The organism is Micromonospora sp. NPDC047467 (genome assembly GCF_040643095.1).
Classification (GTDB): domain Bacteria; phylum Actinomycetota; class Actinomycetes; order Mycobacteriales; family Micromonosporaceae; genus Micromonospora.
On record NZ_JBEYTO010000004.1, the window covers coordinates 129,701 to 153,791 of the forward strand.

At 67.9% G+C, this 24,091-nt stretch carries 18 protein-coding genes, 2 tRNA genes and 3 pseudogenes; 17 read left to right on the top strand and 6 right to left on the bottom strand.

Annotated elements, in window-relative coordinates:
* The first annotated feature begins 30 nt into the window (after positions 1-30).
* The 4 genes from ABZ780_RS13145 to ABZ780_RS13160 all read left to right on the top strand — a co-directional run bounded on the left by ABZ780_RS13145 (position 31) and on the right by ABZ780_RS13160 (position 7,203).
* Positions 31-2,883, top strand: a complete 2,853-nt coding sequence (locus ABZ780_RS13145) for a PQQ-dependent sugar dehydrogenase (protein WP_357011673.1) — start codon at positions 31-33, stop codon at positions 2,881-2,883.
* 75 nt (positions 2,884-2,958) lie between these two features.
* Positions 2,959-5,073: a ThuA domain-containing protein gene (locus tag ABZ780_RS13150; protein WP_357485974.1), complete on the top strand. Its 2,115-nt coding sequence runs from the start codon at positions 2,959-2,961 to the stop codon at positions 5,071-5,073.
* 269 nt (positions 5,074-5,342) lie between these two features.
* Complete coding sequence (locus ABZ780_RS13155; protein ID WP_357485976.1) at positions 5,343-5,924, top strand: ATP-binding protein; 582 nt, start codon at positions 5,343-5,345, stop codon at positions 5,922-5,924.
* A 271-nt stretch (positions 5,925-6,195) separates the two neighbouring features.
* Positions 6,196-7,203: a sugar phosphate isomerase/epimerase family protein gene (locus ABZ780_RS13160; protein ID WP_357011679.1), complete on the top strand. Its 1,008-nt coding sequence runs from the start codon at positions 6,196-6,198 to the stop codon at positions 7,201-7,203.
* A gap of 102 nt (positions 7,204-7,305) precedes the next feature.
* Here ABZ780_RS13160 and ABZ780_RS13165 read toward each other — a convergent pair whose 3' ends face one another.
* On the bottom strand, positions 7,306-7,725 hold the full coding sequence (locus ABZ780_RS13165) for a hypothetical protein (RefSeq protein ID WP_357485978.1): 420 nt from the start codon (positions 7,723-7,725) through the stop codon (positions 7,306-7,308).
* Between the two features lie 293 nt (positions 7,726-8,018).
* Between ABZ780_RS13165 and ABZ780_RS13170 the strand changes: the two genes are divergently transcribed.
* From ABZ780_RS13170 to ABZ780_RS13215, 10 genes are all read left to right on the top strand, one after another.
* Positions 8,019-8,091 (top strand) — tRNA-Asn (locus ABZ780_RS13170).
* A gap of 206 nt (positions 8,092-8,297) precedes the next feature.
* Complete coding sequence (locus ABZ780_RS13175) at positions 8,298-10,421, top strand: MMPL family transporter (protein WP_357485979.1); 2,124 nt, start codon at positions 8,298-8,300, stop codon at positions 10,419-10,421.
* On the top strand, positions 10,411-11,649 hold the full coding sequence (locus ABZ780_RS13180; protein WP_357485981.1) for an FAD-dependent oxidoreductase: 1,239 nt from the start codon (positions 10,411-10,413) through the stop codon (positions 11,647-11,649). The genes ABZ780_RS13175 and ABZ780_RS13180 overlap by 11 nt, the downstream gene beginning before the upstream one ends.
* 65 nt (positions 11,650-11,714) lie before the next feature.
* Positions 11,715-12,662 (top strand): hypothetical protein, encoded by a 948-nt coding sequence (locus tag ABZ780_RS13185; protein ID WP_357485983.1) that lies wholly within the window; start codon positions 11,715-11,717, stop codon positions 12,660-12,662.
* On the top strand, positions 12,659-14,344 hold the full coding sequence (locus tag ABZ780_RS13190) for an insulinase family protein (protein WP_357485985.1): 1,686 nt from the start codon (positions 12,659-12,661) through the stop codon (positions 14,342-14,344). Before ABZ780_RS13185 ends, ABZ780_RS13190 begins: the two co-directional genes overlap by 4 nt.
* A 63-nt stretch (positions 14,345-14,407) precedes the next feature.
* A tRNA-Ile gene (locus ABZ780_RS13195) sits at positions 14,408-14,484 on the top strand.
* A gap of 68 nt (positions 14,485-14,552) precedes the next feature.
* Positions 14,553-15,824, top strand: coding sequence for a tyrosine-type recombinase/integrase (locus ABZ780_RS13200; protein WP_357485986.1), 1,272 nt, complete (start codon positions 14,553-14,555; stop codon positions 15,822-15,824).
* Positions 15,825-15,932: 108 nt separating this feature from the next.
* Positions 15,933-16,865: a hypothetical protein gene (locus ABZ780_RS13205; protein WP_357485988.1), complete on the top strand. Its 933-nt coding sequence runs from the start codon at positions 15,933-15,935 to the stop codon at positions 16,863-16,865.
* Positions 16,865-19,234 (top strand): hypothetical protein, encoded by a 2,370-nt coding sequence (locus ABZ780_RS13210; protein ID WP_357485990.1) that lies wholly within the window; start codon positions 16,865-16,867, stop codon positions 19,232-19,234. Before ABZ780_RS13205 ends, ABZ780_RS13210 begins: the two co-directional genes overlap by 1 nt.
* 140 nt (positions 19,235-19,374) lie before the next feature.
* On the top strand, positions 19,375-19,869 hold the full coding sequence (locus tag ABZ780_RS13215; protein ID WP_357485991.1) for an HD domain-containing protein: 495 nt from the start codon (positions 19,375-19,377) through the stop codon (positions 19,867-19,869).
* Here ABZ780_RS13215 and ABZ780_RS13220 read toward each other — a convergent pair.
* Positions 19,852-20,631 (bottom strand): ISAs1 family transposase, encoded by a 780-nt coding sequence (locus tag ABZ780_RS13220; RefSeq protein ID WP_357485992.1) that lies wholly within the window; start codon positions 20,629-20,631, stop codon positions 19,852-19,854. The genes ABZ780_RS13215 and ABZ780_RS13220 overlap by 18 nt on opposite strands.
* Here ABZ780_RS13220 and ABZ780_RS13225 point away from each other — a divergent pair.
* Positions 20,630-21,412, top strand: coding sequence for a transposase family protein (locus ABZ780_RS13225; protein WP_357485994.1), 783 nt, complete (start codon positions 20,630-20,632; stop codon positions 21,410-21,412). The genes ABZ780_RS13220 and ABZ780_RS13225 overlap by 2 nt on opposite strands.
* Before the next feature lie 240 nt (positions 21,413-21,652).
* Here the strand turns inward: ABZ780_RS13225 and ABZ780_RS13230 are convergent.
* Positions 21,653-21,940 (bottom strand): annotated as a pseudogene (locus ABZ780_RS13230) (transposase family protein); the annotation flags it as partial.
* A gap of 142 nt (positions 21,941-22,082) precedes the next feature.
* On the opposite strand from ABZ780_RS13230, the pseudogene ABZ780_RS13235 reads away from it, so the two are divergent.
* A pseudogene (locus tag ABZ780_RS13235) lies at positions 22,083-22,265 on the top strand (site-specific integrase); the annotation flags it as partial.
* 100 nt (positions 22,266-22,365) lie between these two features.
* On the opposite strand, the gene ABZ780_RS13240 reads toward ABZ780_RS13235, so the two are convergent.
* A complete protein-coding gene (locus ABZ780_RS13240; protein ID WP_357486414.1) occupies positions 22,366-22,524 on the bottom strand; it encodes a hypothetical protein in 159 nt (52 codons plus the stop codon).
* Between ABZ780_RS13240 and ABZ780_RS13245 the strand changes: the two genes are divergently transcribed.
* The gene (locus ABZ780_RS13245) at positions 22,465-22,821 is read left to right on the top strand and encodes a hypothetical protein (RefSeq protein ID WP_357486395.1); all 357 of its coding nucleotides are present in this window, start codon (positions 22,465-22,467) and stop codon (positions 22,819-22,821) included. The genes ABZ780_RS13240 and ABZ780_RS13245 overlap by 60 nt on opposite strands.
* Here the strand turns inward: ABZ780_RS13245 and ABZ780_RS13250 are convergent.
* Both ABZ780_RS13250 and ABZ780_RS13255 read right to left on the bottom strand, forming a co-directional pair.
* A pseudogene (locus ABZ780_RS13250) lies at positions 22,808-23,019 on the bottom strand (IS5/IS1182 family transposase); the annotation flags it as partial. The gene ABZ780_RS13245 and the pseudogene ABZ780_RS13250 overlap by 14 nt on opposite strands.
* A gap of 164 nt (positions 23,020-23,183) precedes the next feature.
* Positions 23,184-23,588 carry a hypothetical protein gene (locus ABZ780_RS13255; protein WP_357485996.1) on the bottom strand — a complete coding sequence of 135 codons (405 nt, stop codon included), beginning with the start codon at positions 23,586-23,588 and terminating at the stop codon, positions 23,184-23,186.
* Between the last annotated feature and the right edge of the window lie 503 nt (positions 23,589-24,091).

The following is a 24,091-nucleotide window of genomic DNA, read 5'->3' on the forward strand; positions in this document are numbered from 1 at the left end:
GCAGTCACTCGTCAGGAAGGGACGGCACAGATGTCTATGAAGAACGCTCGCACACATCGGTCCCGACGATGGTTCTCCGCCGGATCGGCACTGCTCCTGGTGGCCGCGGCCGGCACCGTCGCGCTCGGCGGCCCCACCCCGGCCCAGGCGCACACGATCAACGCCACCGACTTCCAGCAGGTCGAGCTGGCCCGCGGTGTCGCCGAAATGGGCGAGCCGATGTCGCTGGCCGTGCTGCCGGACCGCTCCGTCCTGCACACCGCCCGCAACGGCACACTGCGCCGCACCGACGCGGGCGGCACCACCACCGTGATCGGGACCCTGTCGGTCTACACCCACGACGAGGAGGGGTTGCAGGGCGTCGGGGTCGACCCGGGCTTCGCCAGCAACCGGCAGATCTTCCTCTACTACGCCCCGCCGCTGTCCACCCCCACCGGCGACGCGCCCGCCACCGGCACCAACTGGTCGGCCTGGCAGGGGGTGAACCGCCTCTCCCGGTTCACCCTCAACGCCGACTTCACGCTCAACCAGGCCAGCAAGGTCGACGTGCTCGACGTGCCGGCCGATCGCGGCCTGTGCTGCCACGTCGGCGGTGACATCGACTTCGACGCCAGCGGCAACCTCTACCTGTCCACCGGTGACGACACCAACCCGTTCGAGTCCGCCGGCTACTCGCCGCTGGACGAGCGGACCAACCGCAATCCGGGGTACGACGCCCAGCGCAGCGCCGGCAACACCAACGACCTGCGCGGCAAGATCCTGCGGATCAAGGTGAACGCGAACGGGACGTACTCCATCCCGTCGGGCAACCTGTTCGCGCCCGGCACGGCCAGGACCCGGCCGGAGATCTACGCCATGGGGTTCCGCAACCCGTTCCGGATCAGCGTCGACAAGGCCACCGGCGTCGTCTACGTCGGTGACTACGGGCCGGACGCCGGCTCCACCAGCTCCACCCGTGGGCCGTCCGGTCAGGTGGAGTTCAACCGGGTCGCCGCGCCGGGCAACTACGGCTGGCCGTACTGCACCGGCACCAACACCACCACCGAGACGTACAACGAGTGGGACTTCGCCAGCAACAGCACCGGGGCGAAGTTCAACTGCACCGGCGGGCCGACCAACAACTCGTTCCGCAACACCGGCCTGGCCACCCTGCCGCCCGCACAACCGGCCTGGATCCGGTACGCCGGCGACGCCGGCACCCCCACCGAGTTCGGCGGCGGCTCCGAGTCGCCGATGGGTGGCCCGGTCTACCGCTACAACGCCTCGTCGACCTCCACCACGAAGTTCCCGCAGTCGTTCGACGGGCAGTTCTTCGCCACCGAGTTCGGCCGAGGCTGGATCAAGCCGATCCACGTCAACGCCGACGGCTCCCGGGGCACCATCGACACCTTCCCGTGGGTCGGCAAGCAGGTGATGGACTCGGCGTTCGGCCCGGACGGCGCGTACTACGTGCTCGACTACGGCACCGGCTACTTCAACGGTGACGCCAACTCGGCGCTCTACCGCTTCGACTACGTAGGCGGTGGCAACCGGGCGCCCACCGCCTCGGCCAGCGCGAACAGGACCTCCGGCGCGGCGCCGCTGACGGTGGTGTTCTCCTCGGCCGGCTCGTCCGACCCCGAGGGTGGGGCGCTGACCTACTCGTGGGCCTTCGGCGACGGCACCACCTCCACGGCGGCCAACCCGACGAAGACCTACAACACCAACGGCACCTACACCGCCACCCTGACGGTACGGGACCCGCAGGGCGCCACCGGCAGCAGCAGCGTGCAGATCAGCGTGGGCAACACCGCGCCCACGGTGACCATCAACAACCCCGGCAACGGTCAGCTGTTCAGCTTCGGAGACACGGTGCCCTACAGCATCACGGTCACCGACCCGGAGGACGGCACGATCGACTGCACGAAGGTCAAGATGACCTACGTGCTCGGGCACGACCAGCACGGGCACCAGATCACCTCGGCGACTGGCTGCTCCGGCACGATCACGATCCCGGTCGACGGTGAGCACGACGACGCGGCGAACATCTTCGCGATCTTCGACGCCGAGTACACCGACGCCGGTGGTCTGACCACGCACACCCAGCACACGCTGCCGCCGCGGCACCGGCAGGCCGAGTTCTTCGGCACCTCGTCCGGCGTCAACGTGTTCAGCAAGACCCCGGCCGAGGGCGGCAAGACCGTCGGCGACATCAACAACGGCGACTGGATCGCGTTCCAGCCGTACCGGTTGGGCAACGTGACCTCGTTCAGCGCCCGGGTCTCCTCGGCGGGCGCCGGCGGCACCCTCCAGGTCCGGGCCGGCTCGGCCACGGGCACGGTCCTCGGCTCGGCCACCGTTCCGGTGACCGGCGGCTGGGAAACCTTCACCACGGTCACCGGGGCGATCACCAACCCGCCGACCGCCACCACCACGCTCTACCTGACGTTCGCGGGGACGGGCACCGGGGCGCTCTACGACGTGGACGCGTTCACTCTCACCACCGGGACGCCGTCCACCGGCGGGGTCGGCCCGGTCAAGGGTCTGGCCGGCAAGTGCCTGGACGTGCGCAACGCGGCGACCGCCGACGGCACGCAGGTCCAGCTCTACACCTGCAACGGCAGTGCGGCACAGACCTGGACGGTGACGCCGAATTCGACGATCAAGGCGTTGGGCAAGTGCCTCGACGTCTCCGGTGCCGCCACCGCCGACGGCACCAAGATCCAGCTCTGGACCTGCAACGGCACGGGCGCGCAGAACTGGGCCGCCCAGGCCGACGGCACGGTACGCAACCCGGCGTCCGGCAAGTGCCTCGACGTCTCCGGCAACAACTCCGCAGACAGCACCCCCGTGCACCTGTGGACCTGCAACGCCGCCGCAAACCAGAAGTGGACCCTGCCCTGAGTTGAGAGGAAGGGCCCCTTGTCAACGCCTAGTGTTGTGCGAGGGGCCCCTCCTAACAGTCTTTAGGAGAGCGATATGCGCAGACTCCTGCGACCCGTCCTCGGCGCGGCCACCGCCGTCCTCGCCGTCATCGCCTGCACCACCCCGGCCAGCCCGGCCAGCGCCGCCGACGCCCCGTACGACGTGCTGGTGTTCTCCAAGACCGCCGGCTTCCGCCACGACGCGATCCCGGTCGGCATCCAGACCATCCGTGACCTGGGCGCGGCGAACAACTTCACCGTCACCGCCACCGAGGACGCCGCCGCGTTCACCACCGGCAATCTCGCCCAGTACGAGGCGGTCGTCTTCCTCAACACCACCGGCGACGTGCTCAACGCCAGCCAGCAGACGGCATTCGAGTCGTACATCGGCTCCGGCCGTGGGTACGTGGGTGTGCACGCCGCCGCCGACACCGAGTACGACTGGCCGTTCTACGGCAACCTGGTCGGCGCGTGGTTCGCCTCGCACCCGGCCATCCAGCAGGCCAACGTCAAGGTGGAGGACCGCGGGCACGCGGCGACGGGCCACCTGCCGCAGACCTGGACCCGCACCGACGAGTGGTACAACTACCGGACCAACGCCCGGTCCACCGCCCACGTGCTGGCCACCCTGGACGAGTCGTCGTACTCCGGTGGCGGGATGGGCGCCGACCACCCGCACTCCTGGTGCAAGAGCTACAGCGGCGGCCGGTCCTTCTACACCGGCGGTGGGCACACCCAGGCGTCGTACGCCGAGCCCGCGTTCCGCAACCACCTGCTCGGCGGCATCCGGTACGCGGCCGGTCGGAGCAAGGCCGACTGCCGGCCCGAGACCGGCTACACCCCGCTCTACAACGGCTCGACGACCGGCTGGTCGCAGGCCGGCCCGGGTAACTTCACCAACTCCGACGCCACCCTCACCTCGGTGGGCGGCATGGGGCTGTACTGGTACAACGCCAAGCAGTTCACCAACTACTCGTTGAAGCTGGACTGGAAGCTCGCCGGCGACGACAACTCCGGCGTGTTCATCGGCTTCCCGCCGTCCAGTGACCCGTGGTCGGCGGTGGACAACGGTTACGAGATCCAGATCGACGCCACCGACGCGGCCGACCGCACCACCGGATCGGTCTACACCTTCAAGTCCGCGGACATCGCGGCCCGCGACGCGGCGCTCAACGCGCCGGGGGAGTGGAACACCTACGAGCTGCTGGTCGAGGGCGAACGGCTCCAGATCTTCCTCAACGGGGTGAAGATCAATGACTTCACCAACACCAACCCGGTACGGTCGCTGGCCGGCCACGTCGGCATCCAGAACCACGGCACCGGCGACGACGCCTCGTTCCGCAACATCCGGATCAAGGAGTTGGGCACCACGCCGACGCCCGGGAACGTCACCGTCCAGGCCGAGGCGTTCAGCTCCGCCAACGGGGTCTCCGCGTTCACCAAGGCGGGCGCCAACGGCGGTCAGACCATCGGCTACATCGACCCGGGCGACTGGGCCGCGTACAACGGCGTGGACCTGACCGGCGTCACCTCGTTCACGTCCCGGGTCGTGTCCGGCGGCGCGGGCGGCACCATCCAGGTGCGTACCGGCTCGGCCACCGGCCCGGTGCTCGGCTCGGTCGCGGTGCCGAACACCGGCAGTTGGACGACGTTTGCCAACGTCAGCACGGCGCTGTCCGGCGTGCCGTCCGGCACCCAGAACCTCTATCTCACGTTCGGCGGCAGCGGCACGGGGCTCTTCGACGTGGACGACTTCACCCTCGTCAAGGGCGGTGGCAGCGGCACCCCCGGCGTCGGCCCGATCAAGGGTCTGGCCGGCAAGTGCCTGGACGTGCGCAACGCGGCGACCGCCGACGGCACGCAGATCCAGCTCTACACCTGCAACGGCAGTACGGCGCAGAGCTGGACGGTGACGCCGAACTCGACGATCAAGGCGTTGGGCAAGTGCCTCGACGTCTCCGGCGGCGCCTCGGCCGACGGCACCAAGATCCAGCTCTGGACCTGCAACGGCACGGGCGCGCAGAACTGGGCCGCCCAGACCAACGGCAGTCTCCGCAACCCCACGTCGGGCAAGTGCCTCGACGTCTCCGGCAACAACTCGGCGGACAGCACCGTCGTCCACCTCTGGACCTGCAACGGCGCGGCCAACCAGAGGTGGACCCTGCCCTGACCGCCTGACCCGGCCAACTGAGCCAGGAGGGGCCGTCGGCCACGGGCAACGGCCCTTCCTGCTCGTGCCCCGCCCTGGCGGGCGTCGCGGTATTCCGTGAGTCGCGCTACGTCTCCCCCACCCGCGTGCCTCCTGACCGAGACGGTGCGACGACCACCTGGAATTAGCCGATATACCTGTGAGTCATATCTATGACTCACAGGTATATCCCTCGCAACCATCCCCGCCGGGGCGCCGGGCTCACAGTTGGCTGCCGTACCTTGACCGGCATGGGGCGTTTCGCGCGGTGGCGCCGGACGGTGCGGGCGCAGGGGCACCGGCTGCGCGGAGCGCTGCGCCCGGGCGACAAGCCCGACCCGTTGACTGAGCCCTCCGAGCTGACTGAGCCGCACGAGCTGACGGGGTCTGACGAGTTGGCCGGGCCGGCGCCGAGCCTGAACCGCCTCGACGCGTTGGTGGAGGGCTTCGCCGCCGGCCAGCCGGTGCGTTGGAGCCTGGCCGGGCCGCCCCGGCCGTTGTCCGGGGCGGTCGACGCGGCGGCGTACCGGATCATCGAGGAGTCGCTGACCAACGCGCGCCGGCACGCGCCGGGCGCGCGGGTCGCGGTCCGCCTGCGCTACGACGTCGAGGGCATCACCATCGAGGTACGCGACGAGGGCGCCGAGCCAGAGCAACCCGCACCTGTGGGGGAGACCGGGCCTGTGGGGGAGGCCGAGCGTGCCGGACGTGGCCTGCTCGCCGTACGCCGGCGTGCCGAGCGGGTCGGCGGCACTTTCTCCGCTGGCCCGCGCCCGGACGGTGGCTTCGCCGTTCGGGTGTTCCTGCCCGCGCCCGAAGAACTGGCCGAGTGATCTGACCCCGATTGTCACCACAGGGGGTGCGATCGGCGCTGTGCCGATGGGTCCCGGCCGACAGTGGGGCTTCCGCGATGGGTGCGGCGGAAATAGGCTGTAGGCGGCGACCGTGACGGTGGCCGGTGACCCGGTGGGAGGCGCAACCCGCCGGGCTCAGGTGCGCTCGGCACCCACCGGCGTTCCGCCTCGGTGCCGCGTACCGGTCTGACCGGTCACCCTCGCCTCGGTCCGCACGACGGAATCCCCATCACAACAGGGGAGAAGGACAATGGCGCGACCCATCACGCTCTTCACCGGCCAGTGGGCCGACCTTCCGTTCGAGGAGGTCTGCCGGCTCGCCTCCGAGTGGGGCTACGACGGTCTGGAGATCGCCTGCTGGGGCGACCACTTCGAGGTCGACAAGGCGCTCGCCGACGACTCGTACGTCGATCGCAAGCGGGAGACGCTCGCGAAGCACAACCTTCAGGTCTTCACGATCTCCAACCACCTGGTCGGTCAGGCGGTCTGTGACCACCCGATCGACGAGCGGCACCAGGACATCCTGCCCGGCCGGATCTGGGGCGACGGTGAGCCGGAGGGGGTCCGCCAGCGGGCCGCCGAGGAGATCAAGGACACCGCGCGGGCGGCGGCGAAGCTCGGCGTCAAGACGGTCGTCGGCTTCACCGGGTCGTCGATCTGGCACACCCTGGCGATGTTCCCGCCGGTGCCGCCGTCGATGATCGAGCGCGGTTATCAGGACTTCGCCGACCGGTGGAACCCGATCCTCGACGTGTTCGACGAGGTCGGGGTGCGGTTCGCGCACGAGGTGCACCCCAGCGAGATCGCGTACGACTACTGGACGACGAAGCGGACGTTGGAGGCGATCGGCAACCGGCCCGCGTTCGGGCTGAACTGGGACCCGTCGCACTTCGTCTGGCAGGAGCTGGACCCGGTGAACTTCATCTTCGACTTCGCCGACCGGATCTACCACGTCGACTGCAAGGACGCGAAGGTGCGTACCGGCGATGGTCGGCGCGGCCGGCTCGCCTCCCACCTGCCCTGGGCGGATCTGCGCCGTGGCTGGGACTTCGTCTCCACCGGGCACGGCGACGTGCCCTGGGAGGACTGCTTCCGGGCGTTGAACGCGATCGGCTACACCGGCCCGATCTCCGTCGAGTGGGAGGACGCCGGGATGGACCGCCTGGTGGGTGCTCCGGAGGCGTTGCAGTTCGTCCGCCGGCTCGCCTTCGACGCCCCGAGCGCGGCCTTCGACGCGGCGTTCAGCAGCAAGGACTGACCGGCGGGAAGGGCTGATCCGCGCCGACGCGCGGTCAGCCGTACCCCGGACAGACCACGGGCCGGTCGCCCTGCGGCGACCGGCCCGTCGACGTGCTGATGGTCAGAGCGTGCTGCCGTTGGTGCCCGAGCCGGACGGCTTGGTGCGGGGGGTCGTGGCCGACGGCGACCCGGAGGTCGTGCCGACCGTGCTGCTGGTGCCCGACGAGCCGGAGCCCGCCTTGGCGCCCACCGTGGCGGGCGTGCCGGCGAACGCGTCGTCGGCGGCGGTCAGCCCCTGGCTGCCGTTGCCGTTGCCGGTGCCCAGCTTCTCGCCCAGCTTGGTCTGGCCGAGCTTGTCCTTGCCCTCGCTGTAGAGCTTGTTGGCCTGAGCCTGCGCCACCCCGGCCGCCTCCTGGACGGTCGGGTGGTCGAGCACCTTGCGGCCCCGGACCACGAGCTCTTCGTACTTCTCCCGGCCGGCACGGGCGCCCAGGACGAATCCCGCAGCCAGCCCGCCAAGAAACATGATCTTTCCGCGCATGGCGGCTCCTTCCGTACCTGACGCGCCGTCGCCCCGGCGGGTTGCCCTGTCGGGAGCGACCAGTTCGCGCCTGCGTCCTCTGTCCGCAGCTAACTACCCATCCTGCTCCCCGCTCACGCATACTTGTGTCGGGATGGCGATTTGCCCCGATTGTGAAAGAGTCGTGTCGCGTGACCTGCCGGATCTGATCATGGCGAGCGCGGGTGCAACCCACTGGACCATCACCGGGGGATGTCCTGTACTCTTGTCCCGTCGCACGGCACCGGCGAGATCCGGGTCCGGGCGGTGCACGATCCCCTGTAGCTCAATTGGCAGAGCAGCCGGCTGTTAACCGGCAGGTTATTGGTTCGAGTCCAATCGGGGGAGCTTCGCTTCACCCAACGCCCGTCGGCCCGGTGCCGACGGGCGTTTCTGCGTCCCTACCCACCACGCTCACCTTTGTCGCCGTTGATAGAGGGTCCGGTATGGGTGGTTTGCCCCTCCCCGAGCATGCTTGGCCGGCAGGATGGTCGATGTCGACCCAGGCTTCTCGCTGCGTCGATTGACGCGTCGGATTCTTGGGATGGGTGCGGATGTCCGGACGAGGAGGCTTCGGCCGGGCCACGCTGATCGCGGTGGCCGTCGTGCTGGCCTGGCTGGTGGTCGGTGGCGTGGCCGGGCCGTACGCCGGGCGGTTGAGCGAGGTCTCCACCAACGACAACGCCGCCTTCCTGCCAACCGACGCCGAGGCGACCCGCGCCCAGGACCTCGCGGCCGGCTTCGTCGACCGCGAGACCGTTCCGGCGCTTGTCGTCTACGAGCGAACCTCGGGCATCACCGACGCGGACCGGCAGCGGGTGAGCGCCGACGTCGCCCGGTTCGCCCAGGTGCCCGGCGTGGTCAGCCCGCTGCCTCCGCCGATCCCCAGCGAGGATGGGCAGGCACTGCAGGTCGTCGTGCCGGTGGACGACGCCGAGGGCGAGGAGATCGGCACGGTCGTCGAGCGGTTACGCGACATCGCCGGCGGCGACCGGGACGGGCTCAGCGTGGACGTCGCCGGCCCGGCCGGCCTGCTCGCCGACCTGATCGAGGTCTTCTCCGCCATCGACGGGCCACTGCTGCTGGTCACCCTCGTGGTGGTGCTGATCATCCTGCTGGTCGTCTACCGCAGCCCGGTGCTCTGGATCTTTCCGCTGCTGGCCGCCGGCATGTCGTACGCCCTCGCCTCGGTCTTCGTCTACCTGCTCGCCGACGCCGACATCGTCAAGCTCAACGGGCAGGCGCAGGGCATCCTCACCGTGCTGGTCTTCGGCGCCGGCACCGACTACGCGCTGCTGCTGATCGCCCGCTACCGCGAGGAGCTGCACCGCCACGACAGCCCCTGGGACGCCATGCGGGCGGCGTGGAAGGGTGCCGCCCCGGCCATCATCGCCTCCGGCGGCACCGTCATCGTCAGCCTGCTCTGCCTGCTGCTGTCCAGCCTCAACTCCAACCGGGCACTCGGCCCGGTCGCCGCCATCGGCATCGCCGCCACCCTGCTGGTGATGCTCACCTTCCTGCCCGCGCTGCTGGTGCTCGGCGGCCGTTGGGCGTTCTGGCCCCGCCGGCCAGAGGAGGACCAGGCCGATCCGCGCGCCGAGCACGGCATCTGGAGCCGCATCGCCGGCTTCGTGGCCCGGCACGCCCGACCGATCTGGCTGAGCACCGCCGTCGTGCTCGCCCTCCTCACGCTCGGCCTCACCCAGCTCGGCGCCACCACCCTCGGCCAGTCCGACCTGTTCACCCAGCGCACCGACTCGGTGGACGGCCAGGAGGTCATCTCCCGGCACTACCCGGCCGGCACCGGCAGCCCGGCCACCATCTTCACCACCGAGCAGACCGCCCAGCGGGTGGCCCAGGTGGCGCAGAGTGTGCCGGGCGTCGCAGCGGTCCGCCCCCTCACCAGCGGCCCGCAGACCGGCCAGCCCAACCCGAACGCCACACCGAAGGTCGTTGACGGGCGGGTGCAGTTGGAGGCGACGCTGGCCGACGAGCCGGACAGCGACGGCGCCGAGCGGACCATCCGCGACCTGCGGGTGGCCGTACACCAGGTGCCCGGCGCGGACGCGGTGGTCGGCGGCTTCACCGCGATCAACGTGGACACCTCGGACGCCGCCAAGCGCGACCAGAGCGTCATCATCCCCGTGGTGCTGGTGGTCATCGCGGTCATCCTGGCCCTGCTGCTCCGCGCCCTGCTCGCCCCGCTGCTGCTGATCGCCACCGTCCTGCTCAGCTTCGGGGCGACCCTCGGCCTCTGCGCGCTGCTGTTCCGCCACGTCTTCGACTTTCCCGGCGTGGACTCGTCGTTCCCGCTGTTCGCGTTCGTCTTCCTGGTCGCCCTCGGCATCGACTACAACATCTTCCTGATGAGCCGGGTCCGCGAGGAGTCGGTCAAGCGCGGCACCCGGGCCGGTGTGCTCGCCGGTCTCGCCGTCACCGGCGGTGTGATCACCTCCGCCGGCATCGTGCTCGCCGCGACGTTCTCCGCCCTGGCCGTCCTGCCACTGGTGGTGCTGGTCGAGTTGGGCACCGCGGTCGCGGTCGGCGTACTCATCGACACGATCGTGGTCCGGTCGCTGCTGGTGCCCGCGCTCGCGTACGACATCGGGCCGAAAGTCTGGTGGCCGGGCCGGTTGTCCCGGGCGAACGGTGAGCGGGAGGCGCGCGATGCTGGCTGAGACCGATGTGGTCATCGTCGGCGGCGGCCTGGCCGGCCTCGCCGCCGCCCGCCGACTGCACCGTGCCGGCGTGCCCTGGCGGCTGCTGGAGGCCGGGAGCCGGCTCGGCGGCCGGGTCGCCACCGACCTCGTCGACGGATACCTGATCGACCGCGGTTTCCAGGTGCTCAACACCGCCTACCCCCGGCTCGGCACGCTGCTCGACACCGAGCGGCTGAACCTCGGCTACTTCACCTCCGGGGTGCTGGTGCGCAAGGGCGACGACCTGCTGCGGCTGGTCAACCCGGTGCGGGAACCGACCGGCGGGCCACGCACCGCGCTGGCCGGCGTCGGCTCGCTGGTCGACCGGCTGCGCTTCGCCGCGCTCGCCACCGGCTGCGCCACGCTGCCCGTGCCCCGGCTGCTCACCGCGCCCGAGACCAGCGCCGAGACGGCCCTGCGCCGGGCCGGCCTCTCCGACGCCATCATCGAGGAGCTGCTGCGGCCGTTCCTGTCCGGTGTGTTCATCGAGCGGGAGCTGGCGACGTCCAGCCACGTGCTGGCGATGGTGCTGCGCTCGTTCGCCCGCGGCCGGATCGGCCTGCCCGCCGAGGGGATGGCCGCGCTGCCCCGGGCCGTCGCCGACCCGCTGCCCGCCGATTTGCTCGACCTGGACACCCCGGTCGCGCAGGTCGCGCCCCGCCTGGTCCGCACACAGGCCGGCGACATCCGCTGCCGGGCCGTCGTGGTCGCCGTCGACCCGCCCGCCGCGGCCGCGCTGCTGCCGGCCCTGGCGAGGGTACGCATGCACAGCTACACCACGTACTACCACAGCGCGCCCGAGCCGCCGCTGGCCGAGCCGATCCTGCTCGTCGACGGCGACCGGCGGGAGATCGTCGCCAACACGGTTGTGCTCAGCAACGCGGTCCCGACGTACGCGCCGGACGGCCGGCACCTGGTGGCCACCTCGGTGGTCGGTCCGACCGCCCCGCCCGAGCCGACCGTACGGGCCGAGCTGACCCGGCTGTACGGCCGATCCACCGCCGACTGGACCCACCTCACCACCGTGGCCGTCCCGGACGCGCTGCCCGCCGCGCCGCCACCGCAGGGGCGACTGCGTAAACCGGTCGCGCTGGGGGAGGGGCTGTTCGTGGCCGGTGACCACCGCGACAGCCCGTCCATCCAGGGCGCGCTCGCCAGCGGATGGCGCGCCGCCGGGGCTGTTCTGGAGGAGTTGCGCGCGGCGTAGCCCGGCGCTGGAGGACCAGAAAAAGCGGGCATCGCCGCCGTAGTTGATCACCTATGCTTCCCGCCATGCCCGCACCTCTCCCGGCTCCGAACTTCGATGCCGGTGCCGCGTACCCCGAGGTAAACGACCTGCGTAAGGCGCTCCGCGCCGCCGATTGGCCCGCCGTTCGCGCGTTCGTCGCCGACCGGGATCCGGACGCCCGAACGATGCTGGTCGGGGCCGTCGCGGACTGGGCGGGGATCGAGGCGTTCCTCCAGCGGGCGTACGACGACAACCCCGAGGATCCGCACGCCGGCACCCTGCTCGGCGCGTACCTGATCCGGGCCGGCTGGCGGATCCGCAGCTCCTACCGGGCCGAGCACGTCAGCCGCGAGCAGTTCGCCAAGTTCCACGACCACCTGCGTCGCTCCGAGCGGGTGCTCATCGACGTCACCGCCCGACACCCGGACGACGCGACCGCCTGGACCCACCGGATCACCAACAACCGCGGCCTCCAACTGGGACAGGCCGAAGCGCGTCGCCGCTACGACCGCCTCGCCCAGCACCACCCCCACCACGTTCCCGCCCAGTCGAGCCTGCTCCAACAGTTCTGCCCGAAGTGGAGCGGAGACTGGGACCGCGCTTTCGGCTTCGCCCGGGAGTGCGCCGAGGCCGCGCCGCCCGGCGCACCGAACGCCGTCCTCATCGCCGAGGCGCACCTCGAACGCTGGCTGGAGTTCGACACCGAACGGGAGCGCACCACGTACCTGCGCAGCAGCGCGGTGGTGGACGAGATCATGCGGGCCGGCCAGCGGTCCGTGCTGCACCCCGACTTCGTCGACCGGCCCGGCTGGGTCTCGGTCCGCTCGGCGTTCGCGCTGATATTCAGCCTCACCGAGCAGTGGGGTCCCGCCGCCAGCCAGTTCACCGCCCTCGGTGGTCTGGGCACCGACTACCCCTGGGACTACGTCGACGGGCCCCCCGGCTTCACGAAGTACCGCGCCAAGGCGTACGCGAAGGGTGGACAGTCGTGATCCAGCACCTGGACGTGGACGGGGTGCCCACGCTGCTCGCCGCCACCGGCGGCCCCATGCACGCCGGGCTCACCTTCCGGGTCGGCGCCGCCGACGAGACGCTCAGCCGGTCCGGCGTCACCCACCTGATCGAGCACCTCGCGCTCGCGCCACTCGGCCTGGCCGACTACCACGTCAACGGCGCGACCGCCCAGGCGTTCACCACGTTCCACACCCAGGGCTCCGAGACGGACATCGCGGCCTTCCTCACCGCCGTCTCCGGGCACCTGCGGGAACTGCCGGTGGCGAGACTGGACGTCGAGAAGGAGATCCTGCGGACCGAGTGGAGCAGTCGGGGCGCCGCCGCCGTCGACGACATCCCGCTGTGGCGCCACGGTGCCCGGGACTACGGGCTGACCAGCTACCCGGAGTGGGGCCTTGGCGCGCTCACCGCCGACGACCTGCGCGAGTGGGCCGCCCGCTGGTTCACCCGGGAGAACGCCGTGCTCTGGATCGCCGGTGACCGGGTGCCCGCCGGACTGCGGCTGTCCCTGCCCACCGGCACCCGCCAGCCCGTGCCGGTTGCCTCGTCGGCGCTGCCGCAGATGCCCGCGTACTTCGTCAACGGCTCCCGGGCCGTCGTGCTCGACTCGGTGGTACGACGCCGCGTCGCCGCGACCGTCTTCGCCGGCGTGCTGGAGCGGGAGATGTACCGCTCCCTACGCCAGGACACCGGCCTGTCCTACACCACCACCACGGGGTACGAGCCGCGCGGCGACGGGTACGCCACGCTGCGGGCACTCGCCGACGCGCTGCCGGAGAAGCAGGACGCCGTGCTGGGCGGGTTCATCGACGTACTGGCAAAGATGCGGGTCGGGCGCATCGAACAGGCGGACCTGGACGCCACCATCGCCAAGCGGGAAGACTTCCTCGGCATCGCCGAGGTGGACGCGGCGCGGCTGTCGTCGTACGCGCTCAACGTCCTCACCGGGGAGCCGAACCTCAGCGTCGACGAGCACCGGGCCGAACTGAAGGCCGTCGACCTCGACGACCTGCACGAGGTGACCGAGGAGGTGATGGCGTCGGCGCTGCTCATGGTGCCCGGCGGTCTCAGCGCCGACTGGGCCGGCTTCGTCGCGGCGCCCACCCGCTCGACCGAGATCCTCCAGGGCACCACGTACCAGTCGAAGGAAGGCAACGCCGCGCTCCGGGTCGGCGTCGACGGAGTGACCCTCCTGCAGAGCGACAACCCGCTGACCGTCCGGTACGACGACTGCTCCGCCATGCTGGTCTGGCCAGACGGCGCGCGGCAGCTCATCGGCTCGGACGCCATCGTGCTGCACATCGAACCCACCCTGTTCGACCTGCACCCGGCTGTGCTCCCGGCCATCGACGCCAAAGTGCCGGACGACCGGCAGGTCGCCATGCCGACCCGCGCGCCAGACGCGATCCCACAACCTGCTGCCGTACGACAGCCCGCACAACCCGCCACCAGCACGTGGTGGGAGATCCCGGCGTTGGTGCTCAGCGGGATGGGCATCGCGTTGGTGGGCGGGCTGAGCGTGCTGCTGACCCTCGCCATGCTTCTCACCGAGACCGAGCCCGGCGAGGAACAGCTCTGGGGCGCCGTCGTGGTGCTCTGGCTGCTCACTGTTATTCTCGCGTTGCCCATCGTGAAGCTGTGGCGACGGCGGCGTCGATGAGGTGGGGCCGGATCGCTGCTGGCCCGTGATCCACCGGGCGGGATAAGATCCGGCGCGGTGTCAGGGGCGGTAGCTCAGCCGGTTAGAGCAGGGGACTCATAATCCCTCGGTCGCGGGTTCGAGTCCCGCCCGCCCCACCAGGCAAAACGCTAGTTCGCTGATCTTTCCGTGGTGCTACACGTGGTGCGAGCGCGCTACGGTCGGCCCCATGGCGACGGCGAACGGGCGCGCGAAGCGTCAGCGCGGCGAGATCGAGGAACTGCCCAGCGGCTCACTCAGGGTGAAGGTCTACGCGGGCCTCGATCCCATCACGAAGAAGCGGCACTACCTGACCGAGACCATCCCGCCCGGCCCGACTGCCCGGAAGGAAGCCGAGAAGGCGCGTACCCGCTTCCTGGCCCAGGTGGACGAGCGGCGCAATCCACGGACACGAGCCACGGTCGACCAGCTGCTTGACCGGTGGCTCGAAGTCCTCGACGTGGAGGCGTCGACCCGGCAGGGATACGTCAAGAAGCTGAACAAGCACGTACGGCCGTTGCTCGGCAAGCTGCCGGTGGGCCGGCTGGACGCCGAGGCGCTGGAATCGTTCTATGCGGTACTGCGGAAGTGCCGGGATCACTGTGGAGGTGGCCGAAAGATTATCGAGCACCGGAAGGCAGGACCGCATGACTGCACCGACAAATGCCGGCCGCATGCGTGCAGGCCGCTGGCGCCCGCGTCGATACGGCAGATTCACTGGATCCTGTCCGGCGCGCTGAACCGGGCCGTCCGGTGGCGGTGGATCGCCGTGAACCCGGCAGATCAAGCGGAGAAGCCCGGGATGCCTCAGCCCAACCCGCACCCACCAACGGCGCCTGAGGCGGCCCGGCTGGTCACCCAGGCGTGGAAGGACCCCGACTGGGGCGCGTTCGTGTGGGTGGCCATGACGACCGGGGCGCGCCGGAGCGAGCTGTGCGCGCTGCGGTGGTCCGCGGTCGACCTGGACGCTGCCGTGCTCACCCTGCGGGGTGCCCTCTATGTGGACGACGCAGGGAAGCTGCGAGAGAAGGACACCAAGACACACCAGCAGCGGCGGGTGGCCCTGGACGCGGAGACAGTAGGGGTGCTGCGCGACCAGCTGGCGCGCTGCGAGGAGCGCGCGTCGGCCCTCGGGCTGTCGCTGCCAGGTGACGGCTACGTGTTCTCGCCCGCCCCGGATGGTCGTACGCCGCTCGTGCCAGACACCGCTACCCAGCGATTCGGTCGGATGGCGGCGCGCCTCGACATCACCACGAACCTGCATGCCCTGCGGCACTACTCAGCGACGGAGCTGATCGCGGCCGGTGTCGACGTTCGGACTGTTGCGGGCCGGCTAGGGCACGGCGGGGGCGGCGCAACAACGCTGCGTGTGTACGCGGCCTGGCTGTCGGAGTCCGATCAGAGAGCCGCCGCTACCCTGGCGGCTCGGATGCCTCCACGGCCAGGGCCACCAGGGTCGTGAGGTGACAGACGTCATGCGTCCGCCTGTCCAGAAGGAAGAGACGCTCGGCCTCCCGCTCCGGTACTGCCCGATCCTCCGGGCCCGACGGCCGCATGCCACCATGTCTGCATGACCGCCGACAACACGCGTCGAGGTGGGCGCAGGTGGGGACGCTACCTGGCGGGCGTTGTAGGGGTACTGTCCGTTGCTGCACTCGGCGCGATGACGAACATCGGTACCAACCTGCCCTTACCTGACTGGGAATGGTTGAGCAAACCGATCGTCGTGTGGTCACTAGCGGGCGTCCTGGTCATTGTGATCTGTATCGCGGCGGTCATCGATATACGTTCTGGCGACGACGAGGGCGATAGCAGTGGACAACAGAGGGCCGTTGATCAGGTTGACGCCGGGCAAATAGTTATCAACTCTCCCACTGGTCCAGTTTTTACCGGACCAGTGCACGCGCAGTCGGCGCCACACGCAGACCTGACCCAAATAGACCTGCCGAGGCAGGGCGGCCGTGCTGAAGCCTCCGCAGCCTCTGTAGTCGCCGGGGGGCGCGTTGGCCTGGTGGTGACTCGGTTCATGAGTGACCCCTCAGGCATTCAGTGGGAAGAGATATACAATCAGGTCCGAAAAGGCGCAACGACTACGGAAATCACCGTCCAGGACGCGCGGGATGCGCCGAATGCTCGCGTCGACATCCTGATAATCGTGCACGAGGCGCGGTTGGTTTTCATATCGCAGAGTCCTCTAAGAACCACCATGAGCCGCGCGCGTACCGCACTCCAGGAGCAGCCGTCGATGTCGATTGGAATCTACTTAGTCGGGCCAGAATGTGAACCGGCCAAGGAGCAGGTGAACCATTGGTTGGACTTGGACTCACCCATGGCATCGGTATACATCACAGGCGTTGAATCTGCGGCTGGCCTCCCAGACGAGATGGCCCGCCTGCTGCAGGTAGTTATAGATCGCGACCCCCGACGCAGTCGTCCTTCCAATCAGGCCGACAATTTTGATGGCCCGGGAGAGTTGTACGATGCAAGAATGGGTGATTACTGATGAACCTGGCCTGGATTGCAGCAGTCCTTGAGCCGCTAGATGTTGCCCTAAATCCACACTTCCCCGACGACGAGTACGACAGTACTGGGCCGGCCCGATTGGCTGCCACCGTTCTTGGACGGCAATGGCGGGGCCAGTTGGAGCCTGACGCGTCTGCGGCCGAACCACGCGACTTAGTGGACTTGGCTCAAGGATGCTTGAGGAATGACTTAATCGCCGAGTCTGTACCGCAGCTTGCGGCTGCTCTCATTGAATCGCCCCCTGCCGACAGGGCTGAGTCGGCCGCTCTTGCTCTGATTGTTGCTAGCGCTTCTGGCGAGCTGGATGACTACGGCACTTGTCTCGTGGTGCTTGATTCACAATTGAGCACGACCCAGAAAGAGGCGACTGCCGATGACGCTCTTCTCACGGCCATTCTGTTGCAGCAGAAGGCTCTCAGGATGCGTGATGCTGGCAAACCCCATCTCGCGATCTCGGTCGAGGCGGGAAGGGTTCTGTCGAGCTTGGTCATCGAGCGCTGCAGCCCGTTCCGAATGGGGCCTTCGGTCTCGCACTCGCCCTACCTGACTCTTGCGCGAATGCGAGACGGCCTCCTGCATGCTATTCGTAGCCTCATTCCATCAAATGCGCCGGAGCGGCAGGAGATTTCGGGACTACAAACGCGAAAAGAGCACGCATTCAGCCAGGAGGTTAGCGTTCTAGCGCGAACGGCGAAAGGTCGCGCTAGCAGCTATGCAGAATATGTTCGCAACTCCTTCACTCGTGAATTTGATACCCGGTCACGCGTCGTAACAGGCGGCACTGGGTACGTCGATCTTTTCCCGAATGTTCTGCTGTTTGAACTTTTTGGTGATGGTGCTGTCTATCCTGCACGCCGTGAACTAGCCCTTTCGCGGCTCCTGCAATCGGATGGCAGGGAAATTGACTTGTCGGACGCCTTGCGCCTGCTGCGCCAAGCCGCAGCGAAAAATGATCTTGCTCTAGTGTTGCGGCGGCTACGCGATGCTGGTCCGCTCTCCGCAATAAGTCGAGATGGCCGTCAGATTTTGCAGAGACGAAGGTCGCCGGAGTTGCTGCGAACAGTCGAGTTGCAGGTTCTGGAGGCAGCTGCAGACTTGCTCACCCCGGCCGAGGCTCGCCTGGGCCTTGAAGCCATTAAGGCAAGTCTGGCTGCAGGTGGCCCGCCGGACTTGCCAGGGATGTGGCAACTCGCTGTCCTGCGCCGCGAAGTAGCTTGGCGGGCAGCTGCCGCATTGGCCAACACGTGCGATGCAGCGGTTGAAGTATCCGACATGCTGCTAGCTGAAGTGAAGGCAGAACACCGAGACCATCAACTGTTCGACACGGCAGTGCGGCGAGCCTTGTCAGTGCTCGACTGGGAGCCCCTGCCGGAGCATGTAAAAGAGGCCTGGGCGGCAATCATGCTGTCGCATCACGATCGTCTACCTCGCGTGGCGAATGTGATTGCGGATCGTCTGGGTAGGATGGAACCGCTCGCTGCGGATGCTTCCCCTCTCGATATAACAGTTCACCAAATAAACCTCGCCCTCAAGGGCCAAACGCCTGATCCAGCTCATGTTGAGGGTGTCGAACTAGTCCGAGAGCTGCTTGAGAGCATTCGCTCACAGGCGGCACAAGGGTCGTACTCGTTCGGTGGCGTCGATCCGGGTGACATTGCAGCCGCTTTAGTTATAGCGACTGGTTCCCGTGGTCTCTGGGACTCTCTGGCAGGGTTCTTGACCGATATGCGTGTACCGCGTGATGCTCGAACGAGTGCCTTTGAACGGCTCGCGCGCGCTAAGGTGCCCATACCGCAAAGGCCGGCAGAATTGTTCCGTGCGCAGGCTCAGCGGTTGCTGTACGGAGAGTCGTCCTTTGGATCCGGCTCTCCAGTTTTTCCGTATCCTGCTGCCTTGAGGTTCCTCGCTGCGTGCGAACTTCTGCAAGATGTGGATGTGTATGACGCCGTTGCAGCGCTCGCTGGCGGCCGTAGCGCAGTCGCTCGCCGTGAAGCGGCTGTGACAGCGGCCGTTCTCGCCACTAAAAGGCCGCTGCCTGCGCTGCTGGCGTTGGTTTTGCCGATGGTGGGCGATAAAAACCCGGAGGTCCGAGCCGTTGCGGGAGGCGCCCTAGTGCTCCTGCAGTCTCCGGACGACTACCTTAGCGTGGTCGCAGGCCGCCGTATAGTGGATCTTCTTTCCGAAGACGGCATCCTGGTTCCCATGGTTGTGCTTCGGGAGTTGAGTGACGTATCAGGTCCGCTGTCGTCGTCACTGCGACGGCGAGTCGAGGAGGTTGCTGAGAGACACAATTCGCGAATTGTGCGCGCTCGCGCTAAGGAAGTTGTAGGGCGAGCGAGTCAGCGGTAGCGCGGGTGCTCGGGCTGCCTGCATAGAAGTGCGGAGATCATCAGAAAGATTGAAAGAGGGCTCGCGGTGAGAGCCATCGCCCGCGTTGCGCTACTGGTGGGCATCTACCCACACCAGGCGCCCCTACGTATCGTGGGGGCGTGGACCTTGTGACTGCTGGTAGGACGACTGCTGAGGGCCTGCTCGCGCAGGCGTTGCCGCGTCGGTGGACCCATGTCATGGCGGTATCCGTCAAGGCATCTGAGGTTTCGATGATCCTGGACGAAGTCGAGCGCCCGCTTTTGGTGGCCGCCGCCTGGTTGCATGACATTGGCTACGCACCCGAGTTGATCGATACGGGATTGCATGCGCTCGATGGTGCCCGGTGGCTTCGCCAACACGGCTACGGTAAGCGTGTGGCAGCACTCGTTGCTCACCACTCATGCGCGCTTTTTGAGGCTGAGGAACGGGGGTTGGCGGATGTCCTGCGGACCGATTTCGTTGATGAGGAGACGGCGCTGCGTGATGCCCTGTGGTATGCGGATATGACCACCGGGCCGGACGGGCAGAATCTCGATGTGCTAGAACGTCTGGCCGAAATTAGGACGCGGTACGGCCCCAGGGCCCCGGCAAAGTCGTCAGGTGATGCCGAGTAGGGCCAGGGGTCGGGTGCTGTCACGGGCGTGATGTCGATTGGCGGCGGCGATGTTGGTGGTTCCGGCGGCGCGGAGGGCGCCGATGGCGGCGTTGCGTAGGGCGGCCATGACCTCGGGTCCGGTTCCGGTACGGATTTGGGATCGGTCCTCGTCGTAGGTGACGTCCCGCACCCAGTGGATCTTGTTCTCGATGTTCCAGTGCCCGCGGATCCATGTAGCCAGTTGTGCCGGTTTCGCTTCGTGCACGCGCAGGTCGGTAATGGCGTAGATGGTCTCGGTGGTGAAGCGTTTCGGCTGGTCCAGGCGCCGTCTGCGGCGGCGGATCTGTAGGGCCTGGGCGGCGTGGGGGAAGTCGATGCCGGTGGAGATTGTCAGGGCCTTTACGGTGCGGATCTCACGGCGGCCGTGTCCGCGGTCAGTGTCGCGGAAGGCGTCCGGGACGGCGCGCCAGGGCAGGCCGGCGAGTTGACGGTGCAGGCTCGGCTGGTTGCCCTTGACGGTCAGGATCCAGTGCGCTCCGCGTTCGGCGAGGTAGTCGACGTGCTCACGCTGGCAGTGCAGCGCATCGGCGGTGATTACGGTATCGCGCAGGTCGCCGATCTGGTCGAGCAGCGGTGCGAATCGGGTGATCTCATTGAGCCTTTTCCAAGCTGATCTTGCAGCTCGGGGCGGGTGCGGCGGGCCCGGTGATCGATGGGTGCGAGGCTCCAGGTAGGACAGCTGTCGACCAAGACTCGAAGCCCCGACCGGGAGCCTCGCCATGCTGTCCTACCCCGCCACGATTCCGTTGTCCAGCCGCACCCTGAACCACCTCGCCGAACGCATCCGCGGCCACCGCAAGCAGCGCCGATCCCGGTGGCGGCGCCTCGAACCCGGCCGGCAGGCGCTGCTCGCTCTGGCCCATCTGCGCAACGGCGACACCTACACCCGACTCGCGGCCGGCTTCGAGATCGGCGTCGCCACCGCCTGGCGCTACGTCCAGGAGGCGATAGCGCTGCTCAGTTCGGTAGCCGCCGACCTGGACACCGCGATGCGACGCATCCGGCTGCTGGCGTACGCGATCCTGGACGGCACGCTGATCCCGATCGACCGGGTCGCCGAGCAGAAGCCCTACTACAGCGGCAAGCACAAACGCCACGGCGTGAACGTGCAGGTCATCGCGGACGCCGCCGGCCGGCTCGTGTGGGCATCACCGGCGCTGCCCGGTTCCGTACACGACCTGACCGCCGCCCGCAGTCACGGCATCATCGATGCCCTGACCAGCGCAGACGTGATGACCTTCGCCGACAAGGGCTACCAGGGCGCCCACGGCAGCGTGCGCACCCCGTTCAAACGGCGCCGCTTCCGGCCGAAGCTCTCACGAAGGCAGCAGGCAGTGAACCGGACCCACGCGAAGATCCGAGCCCGCGGAGAACGAGCGATCGCCACACTCAAGACCTGGAAAATCCTGGCCAAGCTGCGCTGCTGCCCACGCCGAGCCACCGCGATCGTCCAAACCATCCTCGTCCTGCACCAGGTCGAAACCAACCACTACCCAGGATGAAAATGGCTCATTGGTCTTGCCCTCGACGTCGGTACTGGCCAGGACCACGCCGACCGCCTGATCGCAGGCAGCCAGGACGTGCCGGGCCGGGGTGTCGGTGGTGCGCGAGCCGCGCAGGGTCTTGCCGTCCACGGCGATCGCTCGCCGCGACGCCGACGCGCCGGCAGCGGCCCGGCCGGCAAGCCAGACGCTGACCGCCGCAGTCAGTACCTGCGGGTCCATGGCCTGCAACAGCCGGCGGATCATCGCCTCGGACGGGCGTCGGTCTGGGGCCATGCCCAGCGCGAGCGCGGTCGCCGCCGGCACGTCGGCGACCCACTCAGCGATCGCGCTGTACGACCGGTTGCCGGCCACTACCGCGCACACTGCAGCGGTCACCACGACCGTCAACCGGTGCCGCACACCTCGCCGGGCCCGCGGATCAGGCAGATCGGCCAGCGCAGCGCGCAGTCCACCAGCGGCTTCGGCAACGGTCAAAGCCGGTGCACGCGACACCGACGAGATCAGCGATGATGGCAGGGCGGGCATGGCTCACTTCGGCGATCAACACGGCGTAGGAACCTTGATGATCTTCTGAACCGGTCATGCCCGTCTTGCTGCCGTCAACAGCGGCGCTTCTACTCCAGTCCACTCAAGTCAGACACCGCCACGACTTTGCCGGGGCCCTGGGCACTACTCCGCCACACAACTGATAGCGGCGGGCGTCGACGTTCGTACAGTCGCCGGCCGGCTCGGTCACGGTGGGGGAGGCGCGACGACCCTTCGTGTCTACGCTGCTTGGCTTGCGGAGTCAGATCAGCGCGCAGCCGCGAGCCTAACTGCGCGCATGCCGAAGCGCCCGGATCGAAGCTGAAGAATCATTCAGTTCCTCGCCGACTGTTCAGGGCTGGGCGCAGACGTCTGCAGATGTAGTGAAGTATGATTTTGCGTCATGGGTCGAGGGTTAGGAGAGTCTAGCGTTGGATGGATTCGATATTGCATGACTTACCGATCTTGACTTCGAGGCCATTTGCAAGGACGTCTTCCAAGAGGCGTTGGCGTTGGATCTTGAGTTGTTTGCGCACGGCAAGGGCGGCGGGATAGACCTGCGCGGATTTGTTGGCGATGGTCAAAGTGTGATCATCCAGTGTAAGCATTGGATCCATTCATCACGGCAGTCGCTAATCAGATACATGGAACGGGTTGACGCGCCGAAAGTCGCCAAGCTTGCGCCAGCGCGATATCTGCTTGCATCTTCTGCTGACCGCACACCGGAGTCGAAGCGAAAGTTGCGCCTTGCGCTCGCGCCGTATATTCGCTCTGAGCAGGATATCTACGGACTGCGCGAAATCGAAAGCGAGTTGCGAAAGCGACCCCACATTGTTCGTAGCATCTCAGGCTATGGTACGCGCACCCCGTCGACCTGCTGATCGTGTTGTCGCTGACGAGTTGCGAGATGCGGGTGCCTCGGTCAGCCAGCGGATCACCAGGACAGCCTGTTTGAAGCAGCCCAACGACCGGGTCCCGGCGCGGGTGCCGAGCCGTTGCCGTTCGGCGTGGAGGAGGCCGGACAGAAACGACACGGTCACCTCGCGTACGGGCAGGATGGCGGCACATGTGACGCTCATAGCGACGCAGAACCTCGATGACGGTGATCCCGGGAAGGACCACCTTCATGCCGGGGTTCTGCGTCTTCTCGTTGCACCGCAACGGATCCGGGCGCGTCCGGACCGCCGATCGAGCCAGCTACTCCGAGTCATTTACCCCTTGCTCGGAAAGGCTCAGTGGAGGATCAGCAGGGGGTCAGCTGCCAAGTCACCTTCGTCACGTTGACCGGTATATACAGGTCGCCCCCGGTCCCGCCGGCAGGAGCGCAGTTCTTGAAGGGAATCGACGAGCCGAAAGTGAACCCGGATATTACGGCGTCGCGGCCGGTGCCATTGTAGAAGTTGAATCCCTGGATGCTGCCGGTCCACTCGCTGTTGGTCGTCAGAGACGGCGTCTCCACGGGACCCTGCGGCGGGTGATTCCAGTTGGGCCAGATGCAGAGCATGCCCTGCGGGCAGTTCCCGGACCCCCAGCCTTGTATCGACACTCCGGGTGCTGCCGCCGAGGCGGCGGGGGCGGTGGCCAGCACGCCTGCGACGGACGCGGCGATGGCGATGGTGATGGCGATGGCGATGGATTTCAACTGCACGGTTCACCTGCTCTTAGATAGACGCTTGTAGTTGCGAATTTAAACTACCGGCGGAAAATTGACAGGTCAAGCATCTGAAGCGACGTAGTCCGGGCGGGTCACTCGGGAGCTGGCGTCCACCTGAGTCTGATGACGATTGAGGTAGTTTCAGGGTGGTATCTGTCGGACGGCACCACGGCCTGCCAGCATCCGATCACCGCCCACGGTGGAGCCGACCGTGCTCTCACCCGACGGCGCCACTGTGGAAACGACGGCCGACACCGTCCGGGCCGGCCGGCGACCTCGGAGCAGACGCACGGGTCGAGGTCGTGAGGCACGACCTGCGTTCGCCCCTGCGGCACCACCAGGACCGGCCGTCGGGTGGGCGGCCCTGCGGCCGATCCTGGTGGCGACATCCACCCGGCGAACGAGGCCGAGGCGGTCGGGCCTCAGGCGGACGGCGACCCGCGACACCGTCACTTACCAGCAGTAGCGCGGGTTGAGGCTCACCTCGATTACGTCCG